Annotated in this window: 21 protein-coding genes; 14 read left to right on the forward strand and 7 right to left on the reverse strand. The window is 30.7% G+C overall.

Translation table 11 applies throughout. The features are described 5' to 3' along the window. The first annotated feature begins 2 nt into the window (after positions 1-2). Genes ACTTA8_RS04645 through ACTTA8_RS04660 form a run of 4 tightly spaced genes read left to right on the forward strand, consistent with a single transcriptional unit; the run spans position 3 to position 3,621 of the window. A complete protein-coding gene (locus ACTTA8_RS04645; protein ID WP_440654587.1) occupies positions 3-683 on the forward strand; it encodes a formylglycine-generating enzyme family protein in 681 nt (226 codons plus the stop codon). A gap of 27 nt (positions 684-710) precedes the next feature. Then, a complete protein-coding gene (locus ACTTA8_RS04650) occupies positions 711-1,721 on the forward strand; it encodes a Gfo/Idh/MocA family protein (protein WP_440654589.1) in 1,011 nt (336 codons plus the stop codon). Continuing rightward, positions 1,718-2,797 (forward strand): Gfo/Idh/MocA family protein, encoded by a 1,080-nt coding sequence (locus ACTTA8_RS04655; RefSeq protein ID WP_440654591.1) that lies wholly within the window; start codon positions 1,718-1,720, stop codon positions 2,795-2,797. Before ACTTA8_RS04650 ends, ACTTA8_RS04655 begins: the two co-directional genes overlap by 4 nt. Next, complete coding sequence (locus tag ACTTA8_RS04660; protein ID WP_440654592.1) at positions 2,794-3,621, forward strand: phytanoyl-CoA dioxygenase family protein; 828 nt, start codon at positions 2,794-2,796, stop codon at positions 3,619-3,621. The genes ACTTA8_RS04655 and ACTTA8_RS04660 overlap by 4 nt, the downstream gene beginning before the upstream one ends. Here ACTTA8_RS04660 and ACTTA8_RS04665 read toward each other — a convergent pair. Continuing rightward, positions 3,614-4,084 (reverse strand): GFA family protein, encoded by a 471-nt coding sequence (locus tag ACTTA8_RS04665; protein ID WP_440654594.1) that lies wholly within the window; start codon positions 4,082-4,084, stop codon positions 3,614-3,616. The genes ACTTA8_RS04660 and ACTTA8_RS04665 overlap by 8 nt on opposite strands. Positions 4,085-4,214: 130 nt before the next feature. On the opposite strand from ACTTA8_RS04665, the gene ACTTA8_RS04670 reads away from it, so the two are divergent. From ACTTA8_RS04670 to ACTTA8_RS04705, 8 genes are all read left to right on the forward strand, one after another. Continuing rightward, positions 4,215-5,207 carry a hypothetical protein gene (locus tag ACTTA8_RS04670; RefSeq protein ID WP_440654595.1) on the forward strand — a complete coding sequence of 331 codons (993 nt, stop codon included), beginning with the start codon at positions 4,215-4,217 and terminating at the stop codon, positions 5,205-5,207. Between the two features lie 283 nt (positions 5,208-5,490). After that, a complete protein-coding gene (locus tag ACTTA8_RS04675) occupies positions 5,491-5,841 on the forward strand; it encodes a hypothetical protein (protein ID WP_440654597.1) in 351 nt (116 codons plus the stop codon). Further along, the gene (locus ACTTA8_RS04680; protein ID WP_440654599.1) at positions 5,834-6,025 is read left to right on the forward strand and encodes a hypothetical protein; all 192 of its coding nucleotides are present in this window, start codon (positions 5,834-5,836) and stop codon (positions 6,023-6,025) included. Before ACTTA8_RS04675 ends, ACTTA8_RS04680 begins: the two co-directional genes overlap by 8 nt. Then, positions 6,022-6,609, forward strand: a complete 588-nt coding sequence (locus tag ACTTA8_RS04685; RefSeq protein WP_440654600.1) for a hypothetical protein — start codon at positions 6,022-6,024, stop codon at positions 6,607-6,609. Before ACTTA8_RS04680 ends, ACTTA8_RS04685 begins: the two co-directional genes overlap by 4 nt. Before the next feature lie 2 nt (positions 6,610-6,611). Next, a complete protein-coding gene (locus tag ACTTA8_RS04690) occupies positions 6,612-7,217 on the forward strand; it encodes a hypothetical protein (RefSeq protein WP_440654601.1) in 606 nt (201 codons plus the stop codon). 359 nt (positions 7,218-7,576) lie between these two features. Further along, a complete protein-coding gene (locus ACTTA8_RS04695) occupies positions 7,577-8,473 on the forward strand; it encodes an endonuclease NucS domain-containing protein (RefSeq protein ID WP_440654603.1) in 897 nt (298 codons plus the stop codon). Positions 8,474-8,497: 24 nt separating this feature from the next. Then, the gene (locus tag ACTTA8_RS04700) at positions 8,498-8,968 is read left to right on the forward strand and encodes a zinc ribbon domain-containing protein (RefSeq protein WP_440654605.1); all 471 of its coding nucleotides are present in this window, start codon (positions 8,498-8,500) and stop codon (positions 8,966-8,968) included. A 102-nt stretch (positions 8,969-9,070) separates the two neighbouring features. Beyond that, positions 9,071-9,298, forward strand: coding sequence for a hypothetical protein (locus ACTTA8_RS04705; protein WP_262589584.1), 228 nt, complete (start codon positions 9,071-9,073; stop codon positions 9,296-9,298). Here the strand turns inward: ACTTA8_RS04705 and ACTTA8_RS04710 are convergent. From ACTTA8_RS04710 to mobA, 6 genes are read right to left on the reverse strand one after another with little or no spacing between them, the layout of a single operon-like run. After that, complete coding sequence (locus ACTTA8_RS04710; RefSeq protein WP_440654607.1) at positions 9,291-10,340, reverse strand: threonine aldolase family protein; 1,050 nt, start codon at positions 10,338-10,340, stop codon at positions 9,291-9,293. The genes ACTTA8_RS04705 and ACTTA8_RS04710 overlap by 8 nt on opposite strands. 2 nt (positions 10,341-10,342) lie before the next feature. After that, a complete protein-coding gene (locus ACTTA8_RS04715; RefSeq protein ID WP_440654608.1) occupies positions 10,343-11,458 on the reverse strand; it encodes a serine/threonine protein kinase in 1,116 nt (371 codons plus the stop codon). Positions 11,459-11,463: 5 nt separating this feature from the next. After that, positions 11,464-12,681 carry an aminopeptidase P family protein gene (locus tag ACTTA8_RS04720; RefSeq protein WP_440654610.1) on the reverse strand — a complete coding sequence of 406 codons (1,218 nt, stop codon included), beginning with the start codon at positions 12,679-12,681 and terminating at the stop codon, positions 11,464-11,466. Positions 12,682-12,687: 6 nt separating this feature from the next. Continuing rightward, positions 12,688-13,593, reverse strand: coding sequence for a DMT family transporter (locus ACTTA8_RS04725; RefSeq protein WP_262589588.1), 906 nt, complete (start codon positions 13,591-13,593; stop codon positions 12,688-12,690). Positions 13,594-13,642: 49 nt separating this feature from the next. Further along, positions 13,643-14,896, reverse strand: coding sequence for a molybdopterin molybdotransferase MoeA (locus ACTTA8_RS04730; protein ID WP_440654611.1), 1,254 nt, complete (start codon positions 14,894-14,896; stop codon positions 13,643-13,645). Next, positions 14,889-15,515, reverse strand: a complete 627-nt coding sequence (gene mobA / locus ACTTA8_RS04735; RefSeq protein WP_440654612.1) for a molybdenum cofactor guanylyltransferase — start codon at positions 15,513-15,515, stop codon at positions 14,889-14,891. The genes ACTTA8_RS04730 and mobA overlap by 8 nt, the downstream gene beginning before the upstream one ends. Positions 15,516-15,539: 24 nt before the next feature. Between mobA and ACTTA8_RS04740 the strand changes: the two genes are divergently transcribed. After that, positions 15,540-15,938, forward strand: coding sequence for an iron-sulfur cluster assembly scaffold protein (locus ACTTA8_RS04740; protein WP_440654614.1), 399 nt, complete (start codon positions 15,540-15,542; stop codon positions 15,936-15,938). Next, a complete protein-coding gene (locus ACTTA8_RS04745; protein WP_440654615.1) occupies positions 15,939-16,415 on the forward strand; it encodes an HPP family protein in 477 nt (158 codons plus the stop codon).

A 16,415-nucleotide genomic window follows, 5' to 3' on the forward strand; every position in this document is an offset into this window, starting at 1 on the left:
AAATGAAGAAATTAATTATTTTAAGTTTATTTTTATTTTCTAAAACATTTGCTTTTGAAAACACCAAAATTGATTTTGGCAACTTTTCTTTAAATAAATATGAAATTACTATCCAAGAATTTAAAAATTATGCCAAAAAAAATAATTTAATAACGGAAGCAGAGAAAACTGGTGGTGGATATGAATGGGGTGCAGGTTGGGAAAAAAGAGATGGTTGGACATATAAAACTCCTTACGGCGAAAATCCTGATAGTGAATTAGAGCCAGCAGTCCATGTTAGTAGATATGAAGCTGAGGATTACTGTAAATCAATAGATGGTAGACTGCCCACTTTTGATGAATGGTCTTACGCTGCATACAAGCAAGTATTTAATTCTTCAGAGTTTGAAAAAGGCAAAGTCTATAAATACCCAAGTGGTGATGAGGCTAAAAATATGAATTCTCAAGGATTATTAAATTATGACAAACATATTGATGTAACTAAACTACCAGAGGGAATTAATGGTTTAGTTGCAATGGGAGGAAATGTTTGGGAATGGATAGACGATCAAAAAAATGACAATTCATTAACAGCTGGTGCTTCTTGGTGGTATGGAGGTTCTAAGACTTCTAAAAGTGGAGCACAATACAAACCATCCAATTTCTATGCAATTTATGTTGGTTTTAGATGTGCTTTTGATTAAAATTTTATTTTAAAATTAAATCTTCAAATGAAAAATAATTTAAAATTGGGAGTTATAGGTATCGATCATGGTCATATCTTTGACATGTTGGATGAAATGTTAAAAGAAGGATGTACCTGTAATCATTTTTGGACTGAAGGTGATCCATTAACCCTAGGGGAATTCAATTCAAAATATCCAAATATTAAAAGAAAAGAAAATAAGGAAGAAATATTAAATGACCCATCAATTGATATGATTTTAATATCTTCAGTTCCAAAAGATAGAGCTCATAATTCAATAGAATCTTTAAAAGCTGGAAAAGATGTGATGGTCGATAAACCTGGTTGTACTACTTTAGATCAATTAAATGAGCTTAAACAAACAGTAAAAGAAACTGGAAAAATATGGTCAGTTAATTTTTCAGAAAGATTTCATGTTGCAGCTGTTGCTAAAGCTGAAGAATTAGTTAACGACGGAAAAATTGGAAAAATAAAGCAAACAATTGGGACGGGTCCACACAGACAAGGTAACTATGAAAGACCTGACTGGTTTTATGATCGAGAAAGTTATGGTGGAATAATTACTGATATAGGCTCACATCAAATTCATCAATTTTTAGTATTTACAAATTCAAATGAAGCAAAAATTAATCATGCTTTTGTAGAAAACACTACCAAAAAGGAAAAGCCTGGTTTTCAAGATTTTGGAGAGGTCAATCTAACTGGCAATGGTGGCCACGGTTACGTTAGATTAGATTGGTTTACTCCAGATGCACTTCCGACATGGGGAGATGGAAGATTATTAATCCTTGGAGATAAAGGCTATATAGAAATAAGAAAATATACAGATTTAGCAAAATCAGAAAAAGGTAATCATTTATATTTAGCTAACAATGAAGAAGTTAAATACATTGATTGCTCTGATGTTAAGTTCCCCTACTTTAGAAATTTAATTAATGATGTAGTCAATAGAACAGAAACTGCTTGTTCTCAGGAATTAACTTATCTTTCAATGGAACTTGCAATAAAAGCACAATTAAAAGCTGAAACAAAATGAAAAAGTATCAAGTAGCAATTATAGGAACTAACATTGGCGCTAAACACTATGAAGATTTTCAAAAAGTTAAAGAGAGGTTTAATGTTCACACTTTATGCGGGCTTACAAGAGAAGCAATTGACAATATTTTATCAAATGACACCGAAACAAACGTGTCACTCAACTTTGATGAAGTATTAAAAGTAAAAGAAATAGATATCATTGATATATGTCTTCCCCCTCACTTACATTTTTCAGCTTGCAAAAAAGCTATGGAAGCTGGAAAGCATGTAATTTGTGAAAAACCATTAGTATCAAGTCTTAAAGAAGTAGATGAATTAGAAAAGATAAGTAAAGAAACAGGTAAAATTATTTTTCCAGTTTTCCAATATCGATATGGTTTAGGATTTTCAAAATTAAAAGCATTAATTAAATCTGGTTTAACAGGGAAACCTTTGATTGCTTCCTTGGAAACTCATTGGAATAGAGGAAAAGATTATTACTCAAAACCTTGGAGAGGAACTTGGGAAGGTGAACAAGGTGGAGCTATATTAAGTCATTCGATACATATTCATGACTTAGTGAGCATGATCTTAGGTCCAGTTTCAAATGTATTTGCTAAATTATCAACGAGAGTAAATGATATTGAAGTTGAAGATTGTGCAGCTTTATCAATTGAAATGGAAAATGGGACATTGGTTACTAGCTCAATTACACTTGGAGCTGCAAACGATACAAGTAGACTTCGGTTTTGTTTTGATGGATTAACAGCAGAGTCAGGTGCATCTCCGGATAAACCATACAGTCCAGCAGATGATGAGTGGCATTTCTTACCAAGATACCCTGTTACTCAAGCTAAAATAGATGAAGTGTTGGCAAAAGTAGAAGAGCCTCAATCTTGGTATGCAGGTATGTTTGATGAAATTGCAAATAAATTAGATGGATCTACTAGTGATGAGGTAACTTTATCAGATGCTAGAAAATCTTTGGAATTTGTTACCGCTGTTTATGATTCTTCCAGACAAAATAAAAACATCAAACTTCCAATAGATAAAGACAATCCACTTTATAATTCATGGTTACCAAATAATTCATGATAAACTTTGAGCTCAATGAGAGTTTAATTGAAGAGTTTAATAATAATGGTTTTCTGATTTTAGATAACTTTTTAGATTTAAATTATATTGAAAATCTTAGAAATAAATTTGAGCCTTTATTTAAAGGTAATTTTGAAACAGGAATTGAGCCAGATGAATGGAACTGGAAATTTGGTAAAGATCCTGAGGATGTTACTCGTCAAATCTGTAATGCTTGGAAAGCAGATCATTTAATAAAAAAAGTAGTTTGTCATAAAATAATTGGTGAAGTTTGCTGTCGTTTAATGAACTGGCAAGGTGCAAGATTAATTCAGGATAATGTTTTATGGAAACCACCAGGAGGAAAAACTTTAGGATTTCATCAAGATGCTGCTTATGATGATTGGCTTATTCCACAAACTATGATGACTTGCTGGATGTCATTAGATGATACCTCAAAAGAAACTGGGACTTTAGAATATATCAAAGGCTCTCATAAATGGGGACTTCAACCTCCTAAAGGAGAATTTCACTCCCCTAAAAATTATAAAAAAGAATTAAACATTTTTGCTGAAAAAAATAACAAACAAATAGAAGTTGCTTATGTAGAAGTGCCAGCTGGTGGAGTTTCATTTCACCATGGCTTCACATGGCATGGATCAGGTATAAATACTTCAAGCAATAACCGAAGAGCAATTGTTTCTCATTGTGTTCCAAGTAATGCTAAATTTCATCCAACAAATGAAGGTGGAACAGCCAAAACTTACAAAAAATATAAAAAGGAAAATAGCGATTTATTAGATGAAGAATACTTTCCTCTTTTATGGGAAAATAATTCTATTTAGATCCATCAAACCTATCTTCATCCTTTTTAGTTGGATTATAAGTTGGTGATGTCTCAAATTGTTCTTCACATTTAATATCAATATAAGGTGCTTTTGATCTTGTAAAAATTTCACCTGATACACCAAACCAAAAACTTGGTGGATCAAATGTTGCAGCAGCAATTGCTGTTAAACCTTTTAAAGCAGGTGCTGATATTGTCCAATAAACACTAGTTCCACATTTTTTACAAAAATTGGTTTCAAAAGTATTTCCACTCTCTGTTACAAATTTGTATTGATTATAATTTTGTGAATGGTGTTTTACATTTTCTTCTTTAAACCAAGCACCAACACCAAAAGGACTACCTGATCTTAGTTGGCAATATCTACAATGACAAACTCTAGCTCTTTCTGGATTACCAGTTGTCTCATATCTATTTTCTCCACAAGCACAGCCACCTTGATGAATTTCATTATCTGACATAATTAAGACTATAGTGTTTTAATAACTTAATTCAAATAGGATCTAAATTTATAAAAAATTTAACCCTAATTTTACAGAAAGAGAGATAAATAAAATAGATAAACTAAAGAGTTTTTGTTAGCATCATTGAATGAAAAAATTTTTAGAATTCATAATACTAACATTATTTTTACTAAATTTAAATTTACCAGCACAAGCTAAACAGCTTAGCGCAAAAAGTAGTGGGTTCATTTCATCAAACCTTGAAGGTAAAGCATTTAAACTAATTAAAGGTTATGAAATCGAAAATCCTGAAGATAAAATTTTACTAATTTGGAACCACGGTGGTAACGAAACAAAAGAGAAATTTTGCAACCAAAGTGAAGATCTTACTTTTATTTCTATGCTATCAGGAGCCAAAATTGGAGAAAAAGAAATTATTGTATGGATGAATTGCTTAATTACAAACACAAGACATCTCGACGCTACAGGAGGACGTGAAGCAGGAAAAAAATTTAAAGCTTCAGCTAAAAAATGTATTAAAAAAGGATTTGGTCATACCTTGGAATGCCCATATTGGAAAGAATATTTAAGAAATTTATCAACCGATGTTCGAATGCAAGTAACAGAGGAAGTTGTAAGAAAATTTAATTTAAACGGTGTCCCTTTTAAACAAATTTTCTTAGCTGGACATTCTTGCGGTGCGTGGAATGCAATAAGATACGCAGCATTTAAAGAAGAGCTATTCGGAGGAACTATAGCCTTTAATCCAAATTGTTGGCCTAAAGAAGAAAATAATCCAGTAAGACAATATTTAGTAAACGAATTAAAGACTGCGAAATACGCAAACTCATTAGTATTTGCTAGTCCAGATGATTTAACACATGATTGGAAAGCAACCTCAACTGATCTTAAATGGATAGCTAAAATTCCAGGTGTAAATTGGTTTGAATATGAAAAAGGACCTAAGGTAAATGGAAAACCATGTAAACAACGTTGGGATGGAAAAAAATTAAAAAATGGACACTGGATAGTATTTTCTGAATGTTCTTGGCCACACCAAGAATTGGTTTTAAAATTTATTAGAAATAGTCTTATCAATGATAAAGTAATTTCTTCAGAAAGTAAGATCTTAAGAAATTAAAAATACAATAAATAAAACTTATTTAAAACTAAATGAACAAAGAAAACGCGAGTAAACTCTGGAAAATTATTCAGGAAGCTGGCGATTATTTGGTGGGATAGCGGGACACCCTACTCCACACTAGCTCACACTACATCACACTAGTTATGCGGATAATTAAATTTTAATTTAAAATAATTCGCTGTAAGACTCATTAATTTAACTAAAAAACTAGGCCACAAACTAGGCCATATTTAGATAAATCAAATAGCTATATTGATTATCTTTTTGTAAAATAAACTTAATGAAGATAAATATTGATTGGTATTGCTTTTCTTGTGGGGGTGTGCCTTTCTCAAATCATGGGGTGAGTGTTTTGTGCAATAACTGTGGAACAAAATGTAATTATGGTATTAATGAGGAACTAGGTGAATTACAGGGTCATGATGGACAATACGCTGTTTGTGATAAATGTGATTACATGATTCAAGCACCAATTTGTATCTGTGGGTCAAAACTTCTTCCTTTTAAGGAAACAATTGAAAAAATTAAAAAATTTCCAAATAAAGCAAAAGAATATATTCAACAAATAGATAAACTTAAAGATAGTCATAGTGGTATGATGATTGCTTTTAAAGAAATTAACAATGAATAATAATTTTTTAAGAATAAAAGTAGATGATGTTGAGGATAAGCATCTGAGTTATCTTTTTAAAGTTTACCGTCTTATTGATAAATTATTAAAGAAACATGACGATAAATACATTTATGATTATGAAGTTAAAGATATAAAAGGAAATACAGTAGTAGATATCCAAATTAAATGTAAAAATTCATGATAAAAATTTTTGGTGATAAGATAGATGACCAAATATTTCCAAAAGAAATCAAAAGATTTACTCAAGAAGAAAAAGACTTAATCACTAACTTTGTAAATTCATTATTAAGAGAAGATAAAAAATCAGAATTAGACAAAATTGAAATTACACCTCTATATGATCGTTTAGATTGCTGTACTGAAACGATGGATATTATATTCAGATTAAAGTCTGTAAATGAATTTAGACTTATATTCACAAAGTATTATCGAAGTGGTCTAAAAGAAAAAGACTACATCACTCACCCAGACTTTATGCGTGATGGAAGAGAATATGGTACTGAAAATGACTATTCAGAATTTAAAAATGAACTCAAAAAGGAAAAAATAATTACAGGTATATATGTCGAATGTATAAGCCGCATAAAATCATCAAAATTTCTAATTGGAGAGATGCATGAAAAATCTAACTTTGTTATTAGAACTAGATATGAGGATGTAGAAAGAGGAGGCTCAAATTTAACTGAAAAATGCAAATATAGAATAAAAACTTTTCATTTTGACAAGATTTTCAAGATTATTGAGAAAGAAAATTTAAAAAACTAACAATGACTTATCCAAAATTAATTAATGAAAAAAATAATTATTTTGAATATGACGGTGGAGATTTATGGGTAAGAGAAAATGTTTCTTACTGGGATGATCAAGATCATTGTTGGAATAATGAAATTTTAAAATTTATTGAGGAATCCTCTTCAATTTCTGAGTTTTTATGGAAAATTAACTATACTATTCCTTACAGTGATCAGATTGAAGGTTTAAAAAATAATCAAAAATATAGAATTCAAAAAAATAATAAATTTTACTGTGAACCAATAAAATATTCTCAAGAAAAATTATATTTAGTAGATGATATTTTGCTTTATGATCCTAAATTATTGGTAAAATTCATAAACAGATTAGAAAGAGTTAACAAAATAGTATTTGGTATAAATTTGATTATGCCAATTGATATTTTTCAAGACGAAGACGATGAATGGATTAAAGAGGGATTGAATAATCCTGAATGGACAACCTCAATTTTTGATCCAAGAAACTCAGATGACCTAGATGATATTAAATTTATCAAGGAAAATATTAATCAAAATATTAAATTTGATTTTTCTTTTAATGAATTGGAGATGCAAATTTTAAAAAATAACAATATTCTATGAAAGTAGATTTAAAACATTTAAATCTAGGATTTTATAGGATACTAGTCCGTAAACTAGTCCAGGAAGAGATAAAACAAGAAATAGGACAGTGTGAACAAAGAAAACACAAGTAAACTCTGGAAAATTATTCAGGAAGCTGGCGATTATTTGGGGGAATAAAGGGACACCCTAGTACACACGAGTTCACACTAGTAGACACTAGTTAGGCGGATAATTAAAATTTAATTAAAAATAATTCGTATTAAGACTCATTAATTTAAGGAACAAACTAGATCATAGACTAGAACATTTAGAGATAAATCAAAAAACTGTTTTTAAAGCAATTAGACTCTAAACACACATTCTGATAAATTTTTGCCATGTTTAAAAAAGGATCAAAATATACAAGAGTAGATGTTGGATGGATCTGTTTACCTGACACAGGAAGACCAGCTGGTGGCGACTGGGATACGGGATATGTAAGAGTTGAGGATAAACTTATTATATTTATGAACATTGGTGTTCCTGGAAAAACTGGTCATGATTTTGATAATTATTATGACAACCAAACTCAGAAAATAGCTTGGTATGGAAAACCTAAATCTCATTCCAATCAACCTACATTTAAGAAATTATTAGGTGGTGAATTAACACCATATTTTTTCGCAAGATGGGACACTAAAGATCCAGCTTTTACATACTTAGGTATTGGAAAAATAGTTAACTATAAAGATGGAGTGCATTGTAAAGATGGTAAGGGCAATGACTCTGAAACCATAGAATTACAATTAAGTATTCAAGATTCAGGTGACATAATCCAGGAGATTATTACTCCTATAGACCAAACACCAACAACTATTACAAAAACAATCTCTTCTAAAGCTTCTGCTTATGCGAAAGAAAAAGAATTAGAAAAATTTATGATTAAGAATTGGGAAGAGATTTCTTTGTCTGAAAACTATGACTTGGTTCCAAATAAATCAACTGGTAAGCCTGGTCAAAATTGGGCTGGCTCAGGTCCTTTAGATATACTTGCAGTTAAAAAAGATAAATCTGAATTATTAGTCATTGAATTAAAAAAAGGTCAGGCAAGTGATGAGGTAGTTGGTCAAATAACTAGATATATGGGGTGGATCAAAAAGAATGTGGCCACTGATAATCAAGAGGTAAAAGGATTAATCATTGCTTTAGAAGAAGATAGGAATATTAGACTGTCTTTAGATATTGTGAATAACGTTAAGTTTTTAAGATATAAAAAATTTGAGCTGGTTGAATAGTTAAGTTTTTGATAATCTTAACTTATGGCTTTAGTAAAATGTAAAGAATGTAATAAACAAATATCTGACTCAGCAGAAAAATGCCCTAATTGTGGATTTAAAAAAAAGCAATGGAGTATTGGCTGGAAGAGCACCCTATTTATCATTTTTATATTACTATATGGAATTGGTGAGCTTACAAAAGATGAGAAGAGTGAAACAAAAACTAAAACATATAATTCATCAACTACTACAACAAAATCTACAAATATAAATAGAGAGGGAAGAGCTAAGTTGATGGCTCAATATAATGATCCTGGTTATGTAGAGTCTAGTTTTCCTCAAGATGTTTCATTTTGGATAAAAATTAAAAGTCCTCCAACTGGGCAAGCAGCCGAAATCTATGCTCAGGTAGTCTGTAAACAAGCTAAGAACGATTACAACACAAGTGGTTTCACTATAACTATTTGGGGTTTGCTTGATAATAAACAATATGGGAAAGCAAGGTGTTATTAATTAAAAAATTTCTATCGATCCTGGTTCTGGGTTATAGGATTTTTTAGGATAAACTAGAACATAGACTAGAACATTTGGAGATAAAACAAAGTTTAGAGTGGCATGAACAAAGAAAACGCAAGTAAACTCTGGAAAATTATTCAGGAAGCTGGCGATTATTTGGTAGGGCAATTACCTGATCACCCAAATCACCCAAAAGGAAGAAACCCTTATGCTCATGTTGCTATTTGTGTGAAAAGTAAATTCAATGCAAGTTATAAAGATATTCCTGATGAACAATTTGATGAAGTTATAAAGTATATAGAGTTTTTAAAAGAAAATCCTAGTTAGCTTTAATTGCATTTAACAATTCATCGACATCACTATTTTTAGTGTTCCATGCGGCGACCAATCTAACTGCTTTACCATCTAATTCTTCCTCATTCATTTTATAACCTTGAGAATTTAGATGTACTATTTTTTCTCTTGGAAACTTTGCAAAAACTTCATTTGCTTCTGTTGGATAAGTAATTTCAATATCATTATGCTTACTTAGACCGTCACTTAATTTTTTTCCCATTGCATTAGCATGTTTTGCGTTTCTCAACCATACATCATTTGAAATGTAAGCATCAAGCTGAGCAGAGACAAAACGCATTTTAGATAACAAATGCCCTGCTCTTTTCATTAAATAAGCAATGTCTCCTACCAATTCTTTCTTAAAAAATATAATTGCTTCAGCTGCTAAACATCCATTTTTTGTTGCTCCAAATGACAATACATCAACCCCTGATTTCCAGGTCATTTCAGCAGGAGTTACATCTAAAGACACCAATGCATTAGCAAATCTAGCTCCATCCATATGTAAATTTAGATTATGTTTATGAGTAATTTCTGCAATTTTTTTGATTTCATCTAATTGATAAACTTCTCCTGTTTCACAAACTTGAGTAATACTAACTGATGAAGGTTGTGTATGATGAACAATTCCCTTTCCACCTATAGATTGGTGTAATTCTTCTGCAGTTATTTTTCCCAGTATTCCAGTTAAAGGGATTAATTTTCCACCCCCTGTATAAAATTCGGGTGCACCACATTCATCTGTATTAATGTGAGACATCCTATGACAATAAATATTTCCATATGATGGTGTCATCGTAGATAAAGCTAAAGCGTTTGCAGCTGTTCCAGAAGCAGTTGGAAAAACAATTACTTCTTTTTCAAATATTTCTGAAAACTTATCTTGTAACTCTGTTGATAAAGGATCATTTCCATAAGGAGTACTATCTCCTTCATTTGCTTTAATGATTGCTTCTAATACTTCAGGGCAAGCGCCAGCGACATTATCGGAGGCGAATTTAACTCGCTCTCTTTTTGTTTTAATTTTTGCCATTGTTATTGTTTTGGAAAATAATCTTTTAAAGTACCTTCTCTATATACATCTGCTGTACAACAGTGAAGTCCTCCACCAAATGCATAAGCATCTCTAAGCTCTACTGGTACCACTTCCATTCCTAATTTATCTAATTGTTCAGCTTGATAAATTTCACTTTTCTCAACACAAACTGTTTTAGGATCTAAAACCAAAACATTCATTGATAACCATGTTGAAGAATAACAAAGCGGTGGCGGTTCGTTATGTGCTGGTTGAGCACTATTAACTATTTCCCATCCATTATCTTCAAAAAGTTTTCTTTGTTCTTTTGGCAATCTTCTCTGAGGATTGTTGATAATCAAACCTTCTTTTATTGGGGTAAAGGTTGCATCAATGTGAATAGGATATGGATCTCCTGGGAAATTTACTGCGTGTACTCTATGATCTTTATAATGTCTCTTTAGCCAATCAATTCCTTTTAAATTAGTTGTAAATCCATGTTGAACAACCAAGTCTTTTCCAAATCTCAATACATCTGCTGCATCAAACAATGGCTCTTCTTCAGTAGTTACAAAATATTTTTTCTCAGTCCACTCTAATCTTTTTTGAACCCCAATTTTATCTGATAAATAATCTTTTCTGTAATCTGCATCTGTTAATCTTGGTTTTGGAGCAGACTCGTGTCTCATGTTAGGATCTTGATTGTAATAATCTTTAAGTAATGGTCGGTAACATAAATATTCAAACCAACGACATCTGTAACTCATTGTTGCTTCTAAAATTTCATTACCTACAGTTAACAAAACATCTCTTGGGGGCATACAACCAAACATAGTTTCTGCTTCCCAATCTGGTGTTGATGTTTTTTGATTAAAATCAATTGGTGTTGGTCGATCAACTTTAATGCCTCTTTTTTGAAGCATGTTTGAAAAGTTGTCTAATAATTCATTTGCTTTATCGACTGTGTCTTTAGTTCGTGGACCAAACTGTCCTCGCATATCACTATCTTCAGGAACTTTTGCATCTAATGCTGGCTCTGGTGCTGGAATACAAGTACCATCCGCTCTTCCAACAATTACATGTTTTAACGGATCCCACTCGTTCCAACTATTAACAATAGTTTTATTCTCAATCATAAAGATTAGTTTTTTATAATATTATGCTCAGGACCAAAAGGAAATTTTGTAATATTTTCTGCTCCATCTTTACCAATCACTAATATATCGTGTTCTCTATATCCACCAGCACCAGGATTGCCTTCTGGGATCATTATCATTGGCTCCATAGACACCACCATATTTTCCTCAAGAACAGTATCAATATCTTCTCTTAATTCTAAACCAGCTTCTCTTCCATAAAAGTGTGAAAGCATACCAAATGAATGGCCATAGCCAAATGTTCGGTACTGAAGGTAACCAAGTTCAGCAAATAATTCATTTAGCTCATGACAAATGTCTGAACATTTAACACCTGGTTTAATCAATTCTAATCCTCGCTTATGCACTTTAACATTTGCTTCCCAAGCTTTAAGTGATGCATCATCTGCATGATCCAAAAACAAAGTTCTCTCTAGTGCAGTGTAATACCCTGAGATCATTGGGAAAGTATTTAAAGATAAAATATCTCCTTTAACTAATTTTCTATTAGTCTTTGGATTGTGAGCTCCATCAGTATTGATACCAGATTGAAACCATACCCAGGTGTCCATGTACTCTGCACCTGGATAACTTTTAACAATCTCTCTTTCCATCCTATCTCTTGCTGCTATTGCTACTTCGATCTCCGTGTTATCTTGTCTAATATTTTTAGCTATTTCTTCACCACCAATGTCTGCAATCCTTGCACCATTTCGAATGATCTCAATTTCTTCATCAGATTTAATCATTCTAAGTTTCATTAGATCTTTTGAAACATCACTAAAAACAGAGAAAGTAAAAATAGATCCTATTTTTTCTCTCATATCTAAAGTGACATGATCATTTTCAATTCCAATGTTTTTTGGAGGCTCATCTCTTCCAATAATTGATACAATTGCTCTTAGAAAATTATCTCTTTTCCAATCAGTATAAATTACATTATCACAGTGTGATCTTCGCCAGGGTTGACTTGCGTCAATATTAGCTGAAATTGTTGAAATTTTATCTTGAGTAATCACACATCCATATGGTCTTCCAAAAGAACAATAAATAAAACCTGTGTAATACGCAACGTTATGCATGGATGTTAAAATAATCATATCAAGACCATTTTTTTCCATCACTGATCTAAGTTTACTTACTCGATCGTTATACTCTTTATCTGTAAATGGTAATTTTACTTTTTCACCATTTTTAAGTTCAAAAAAGTCTGGTCGTTCCATAATAATTTAATTTAATGCTATGTAGCGTTTATTCCATCTCATAATTAAACTGTAGTAGAATAAAGATACAAACAGAAAAAAACCTCCAATAATTGTATTGGTTGATGGTACTTCATTAATTCCTAAAATTGGTAACCAAACCCAAAATATTCCACCCACAACTTCTGTTAAAGATAACAATGTCAACTCAGCAGCTGGAATAGCTTTTGAACCAATTGAATACAAAATTAATCCTGAACAAACTAAAAATCCATGTAGTGAAAATAATGAACTATTGTAGCTTGTAGCAAAGAATGCTTGCCCAGTAGATAAAATCATAATTGATGCAAACACAAAACAAAAGAAACCTGCAAAAGCAACTGTTGTAAATTTAGGAGTTTCTTTTCTCCACCTAAGTGAAACTGAAAAAACTGAAAAACCTATAGATGATGTTAATCCAAATACAAAACCAATTAAAGATTTCTCACCAGTATTACCAATTGCCATTATCAATATACCAGCTGAAGCAATTATAATTGATATCCAAACATTAAGTGAAATTCGTTCTCTAAGAAATAAAAATGCCAAAAGAGCTGTGAAAAAAGGCATTGCAGCCAAACAAAGTAAAGTAACAGCAGCACTGGTGTTTGTTATAGAATAAATAAACGTGATCATTGCAACTCCAAGACCTGAGCCGCCAACTATCCCTGATAATCCTATTTTATAGTAATTTTTGTAGAAGTTTTTTCCTTCTTCAAAATATAGATAGAGATTAAGTAGAATAAAAATAGTTAAACCTCTTCCAAATATATACTGCCAAGGGACAAGATTGGGACTATCCATATATCTAACTACCAAAGGTCCAAATGACCATAATATGCCAGCAAACAGTACAATTGGCACAGCAAGTTTTGGATTTCTTAACTCTAACATTTCTAGAAATCTAATTCTAAAAAGATTTTTCTACAACAAAAATTCGTTTCTAAATCAAAGTTTGATTAGAATGGTTGGGGAAAAAACAATCTAAGATATCTCCTTTTTTAAATTTTGATTTCCCTGTTGGCAACAAAGACCAAATGTTTGAATTAACAAAAGATTTTACTCTAAAAGACTCTTGCCCTTGTAAAATCTCAACTTCTATTTTTCCATTTTTAGTTGTACTTAATTTGCTTTTTGCAAACCTTGTAAAATTCCGTTTTTTAGAAAAACTATTTTTTAAAGTGGCTCTGATAGGTTGCTCTTCAGTTAGTCCTAAAATGTTTTCCATAAAAGGGATAACAAAAAATCTAAAACAAGCAGATGATGACATTGGATTTCCCGGAAGACCAAAGATTGCTTTTTGTTTTCCTTTAATTTTGGCAAATAAAATTGGTTTACCTGGTCTGATTGCTACACTTTTAAAATAATTGGATAATTTAAATGTTCTAACAATACTTGGAATATAGTCATATTTTCCAGCAGAAACAGCGCCTGATGTTATCAATATATCTGTATCACTATTTATAAGTTTCTTAATTTGTGATTTGTAAATATTTTGATGGTTATCTCTAAGTATTCCACCATTTTTAAAATTGAATAAAAAGTTTTCTTTAAGATTTTTGATATAATGACTATTAGAGTTTCTAACTTTCCAGTTTGGAATACTGTCTTGGTCTGTAATTTCATTTCCTGTTGAAAAAAATAAAATATTAATTTTCTTTTTAACTTTAATCTTCTTTATCCCCAAGGTTTTAAAAGCTAAAATATGATTTGGTTGAATAATTGTATTTTTTTTAACAACGATCTCATTTCTTTTAAAGTCTGAACCTGCAAACCTTACATGGTTAAACTTTTTAATTTTTTGATTAACTAAAATGTATTTTTTATTATTTTTGTTTGGATAAAAAATAATTTGTTCTATTGGAATGATTGTATCAAAACCCTTTGGAATTATTCCGCCTGTCATTATCTCAACAGCATCATATTTTTTAATTTTTTTATTAAATGATTTTGTTCCTGCTGCAATAGATCCGATTATTTTAAATTGTTTTTGTGAATTTTTATTAATTCCGTTTGTATCTTTTGAATTAACTGCAAATCCATCAAATGCAGCATTATCTCCTGCTGGATAATTGATCTTTGAATAAATATTATCTGAAATCACTCTATTAAGAGAGTTTTCACTCAATATAGTTTCATCTTTAATTTTAATTTTTGCTTTTTTTAAAATTTTTCTAGATTGATCGTAACTAATCATTTTTTAATAATTCTTTAGCTTGTTCTAAATCTTCTTTTGTATTGATATTAAAGAAAGGATCTTGATTTGGAAACTCCATATTAATTGTTTTAACTCCAATACTATTAGCCCACAATTCAACTTTCCGAGCTCCCTTTTCTAGATCATCTTCTAATTGATCTAATAAATTCATCGACCATAAACCAAAGATGTTATGCCTAGTATTGTTTGATTTTATAAAAAATAAACTACTTTCATTTTCATCAATTTGATTAATGAATTGCTGTAAAATTTCTTTTTTAAAAAAGGGAGTATCTACTGGAAAAGTTGCTATCCATTGATAATTTTTGTTATTATCTTTTACCCATTTCATTGCTGATAGAACTCCGCCTAGAGGACCAAGATCTTTTTTAATATCTCCAATTAGTGAAATTTTATCTGAATTAGTAAACTTAATTGAATTATTAGATAATATTAATACTTCCTTAAATTCATCAATTATTTCTGCCAAAATGTAATCAATTAATATTTTATCAGCTAGCAATATCTGAGATTTGTCTTCACCAAACCTTTGTGACCTCCCGCCTGCTAGCACTGTTCCTAAAATATTGTTATGTTCCATTAATAAAATATAAAACATTCAAAGTTGAATTAAAGAAATTAAATGGATTTAAGAATTTTAGAAATCGCGTCTCACACAGAAAATAATAAAGTTTTAGAAAACTTTACTCACAAATCAAAAAACAAAAATCCTATTTGTGGAGATGAAATGGAAATAAGCTTAATTGTCAAAGATGATGTTGTAAAAGATATGGGTTATCAGTGTAAATCTTGTATTTATTGCCAAGCATCTGTCAGCTTATTATCTAGAAAAATTAAGGATAAAAACTTAAATGAAATAAAAGATTTTGTTACAGCTGGTGAAAAATTGTTTGAAGATGTTAAAGTAAGTCTAGAAAAACACTGGAAAGATTTTAAAGAAATTTTAGATAAAAAAAATCTTTCAAGGAAAGAATGTTTGCTTTTACCTTTAAGAACAATTGTTAAAGCATTAAAAATTTAAATGATTAAAATCACAAAACCATTATTACAAAAAGCATTGATTGCAGGTTTTTTTTCAGCAATCACTATAGGGGTACTTACAGTATTAACTTACAAAAGTACTCTTGGATATTTTATTGCAGCATCATTTGGCTCATCCATGGTTTTGTTGTTTGGATTTCCTGAAAGTCCTTTTGCTCAACCAAAAAATGTTTTCTTTGGACATTTGTTAACTGCTTTAGTGGGGGTGTTATTTGTTAATTTTATTCCACTTCCAATTTATATTAGTATTGCATTTGCAGTAGGTATTGGAGTGTTCTTAATGATTTTATTAAATGTTGTTCATCCTCCTGCAGGAGGAAACCCAATAATTGTTATTATTGGAAGTGCTTCTTATAATTATTTAATTAATCCAATTATATTTGGATGTATCATAATTTTGTTACTCGCAATCATAATCAATAAATATTTATTGCAAAAAAACTATCCTTTAAAATAA

The organism is Candidatus Pelagibacter sp. HIMB1506, assembly GCF_052047935.1.
Taxonomy (GTDB): Bacteria; Pseudomonadota; Alphaproteobacteria; order Pelagibacterales; family Pelagibacteraceae; genus Pelagibacter.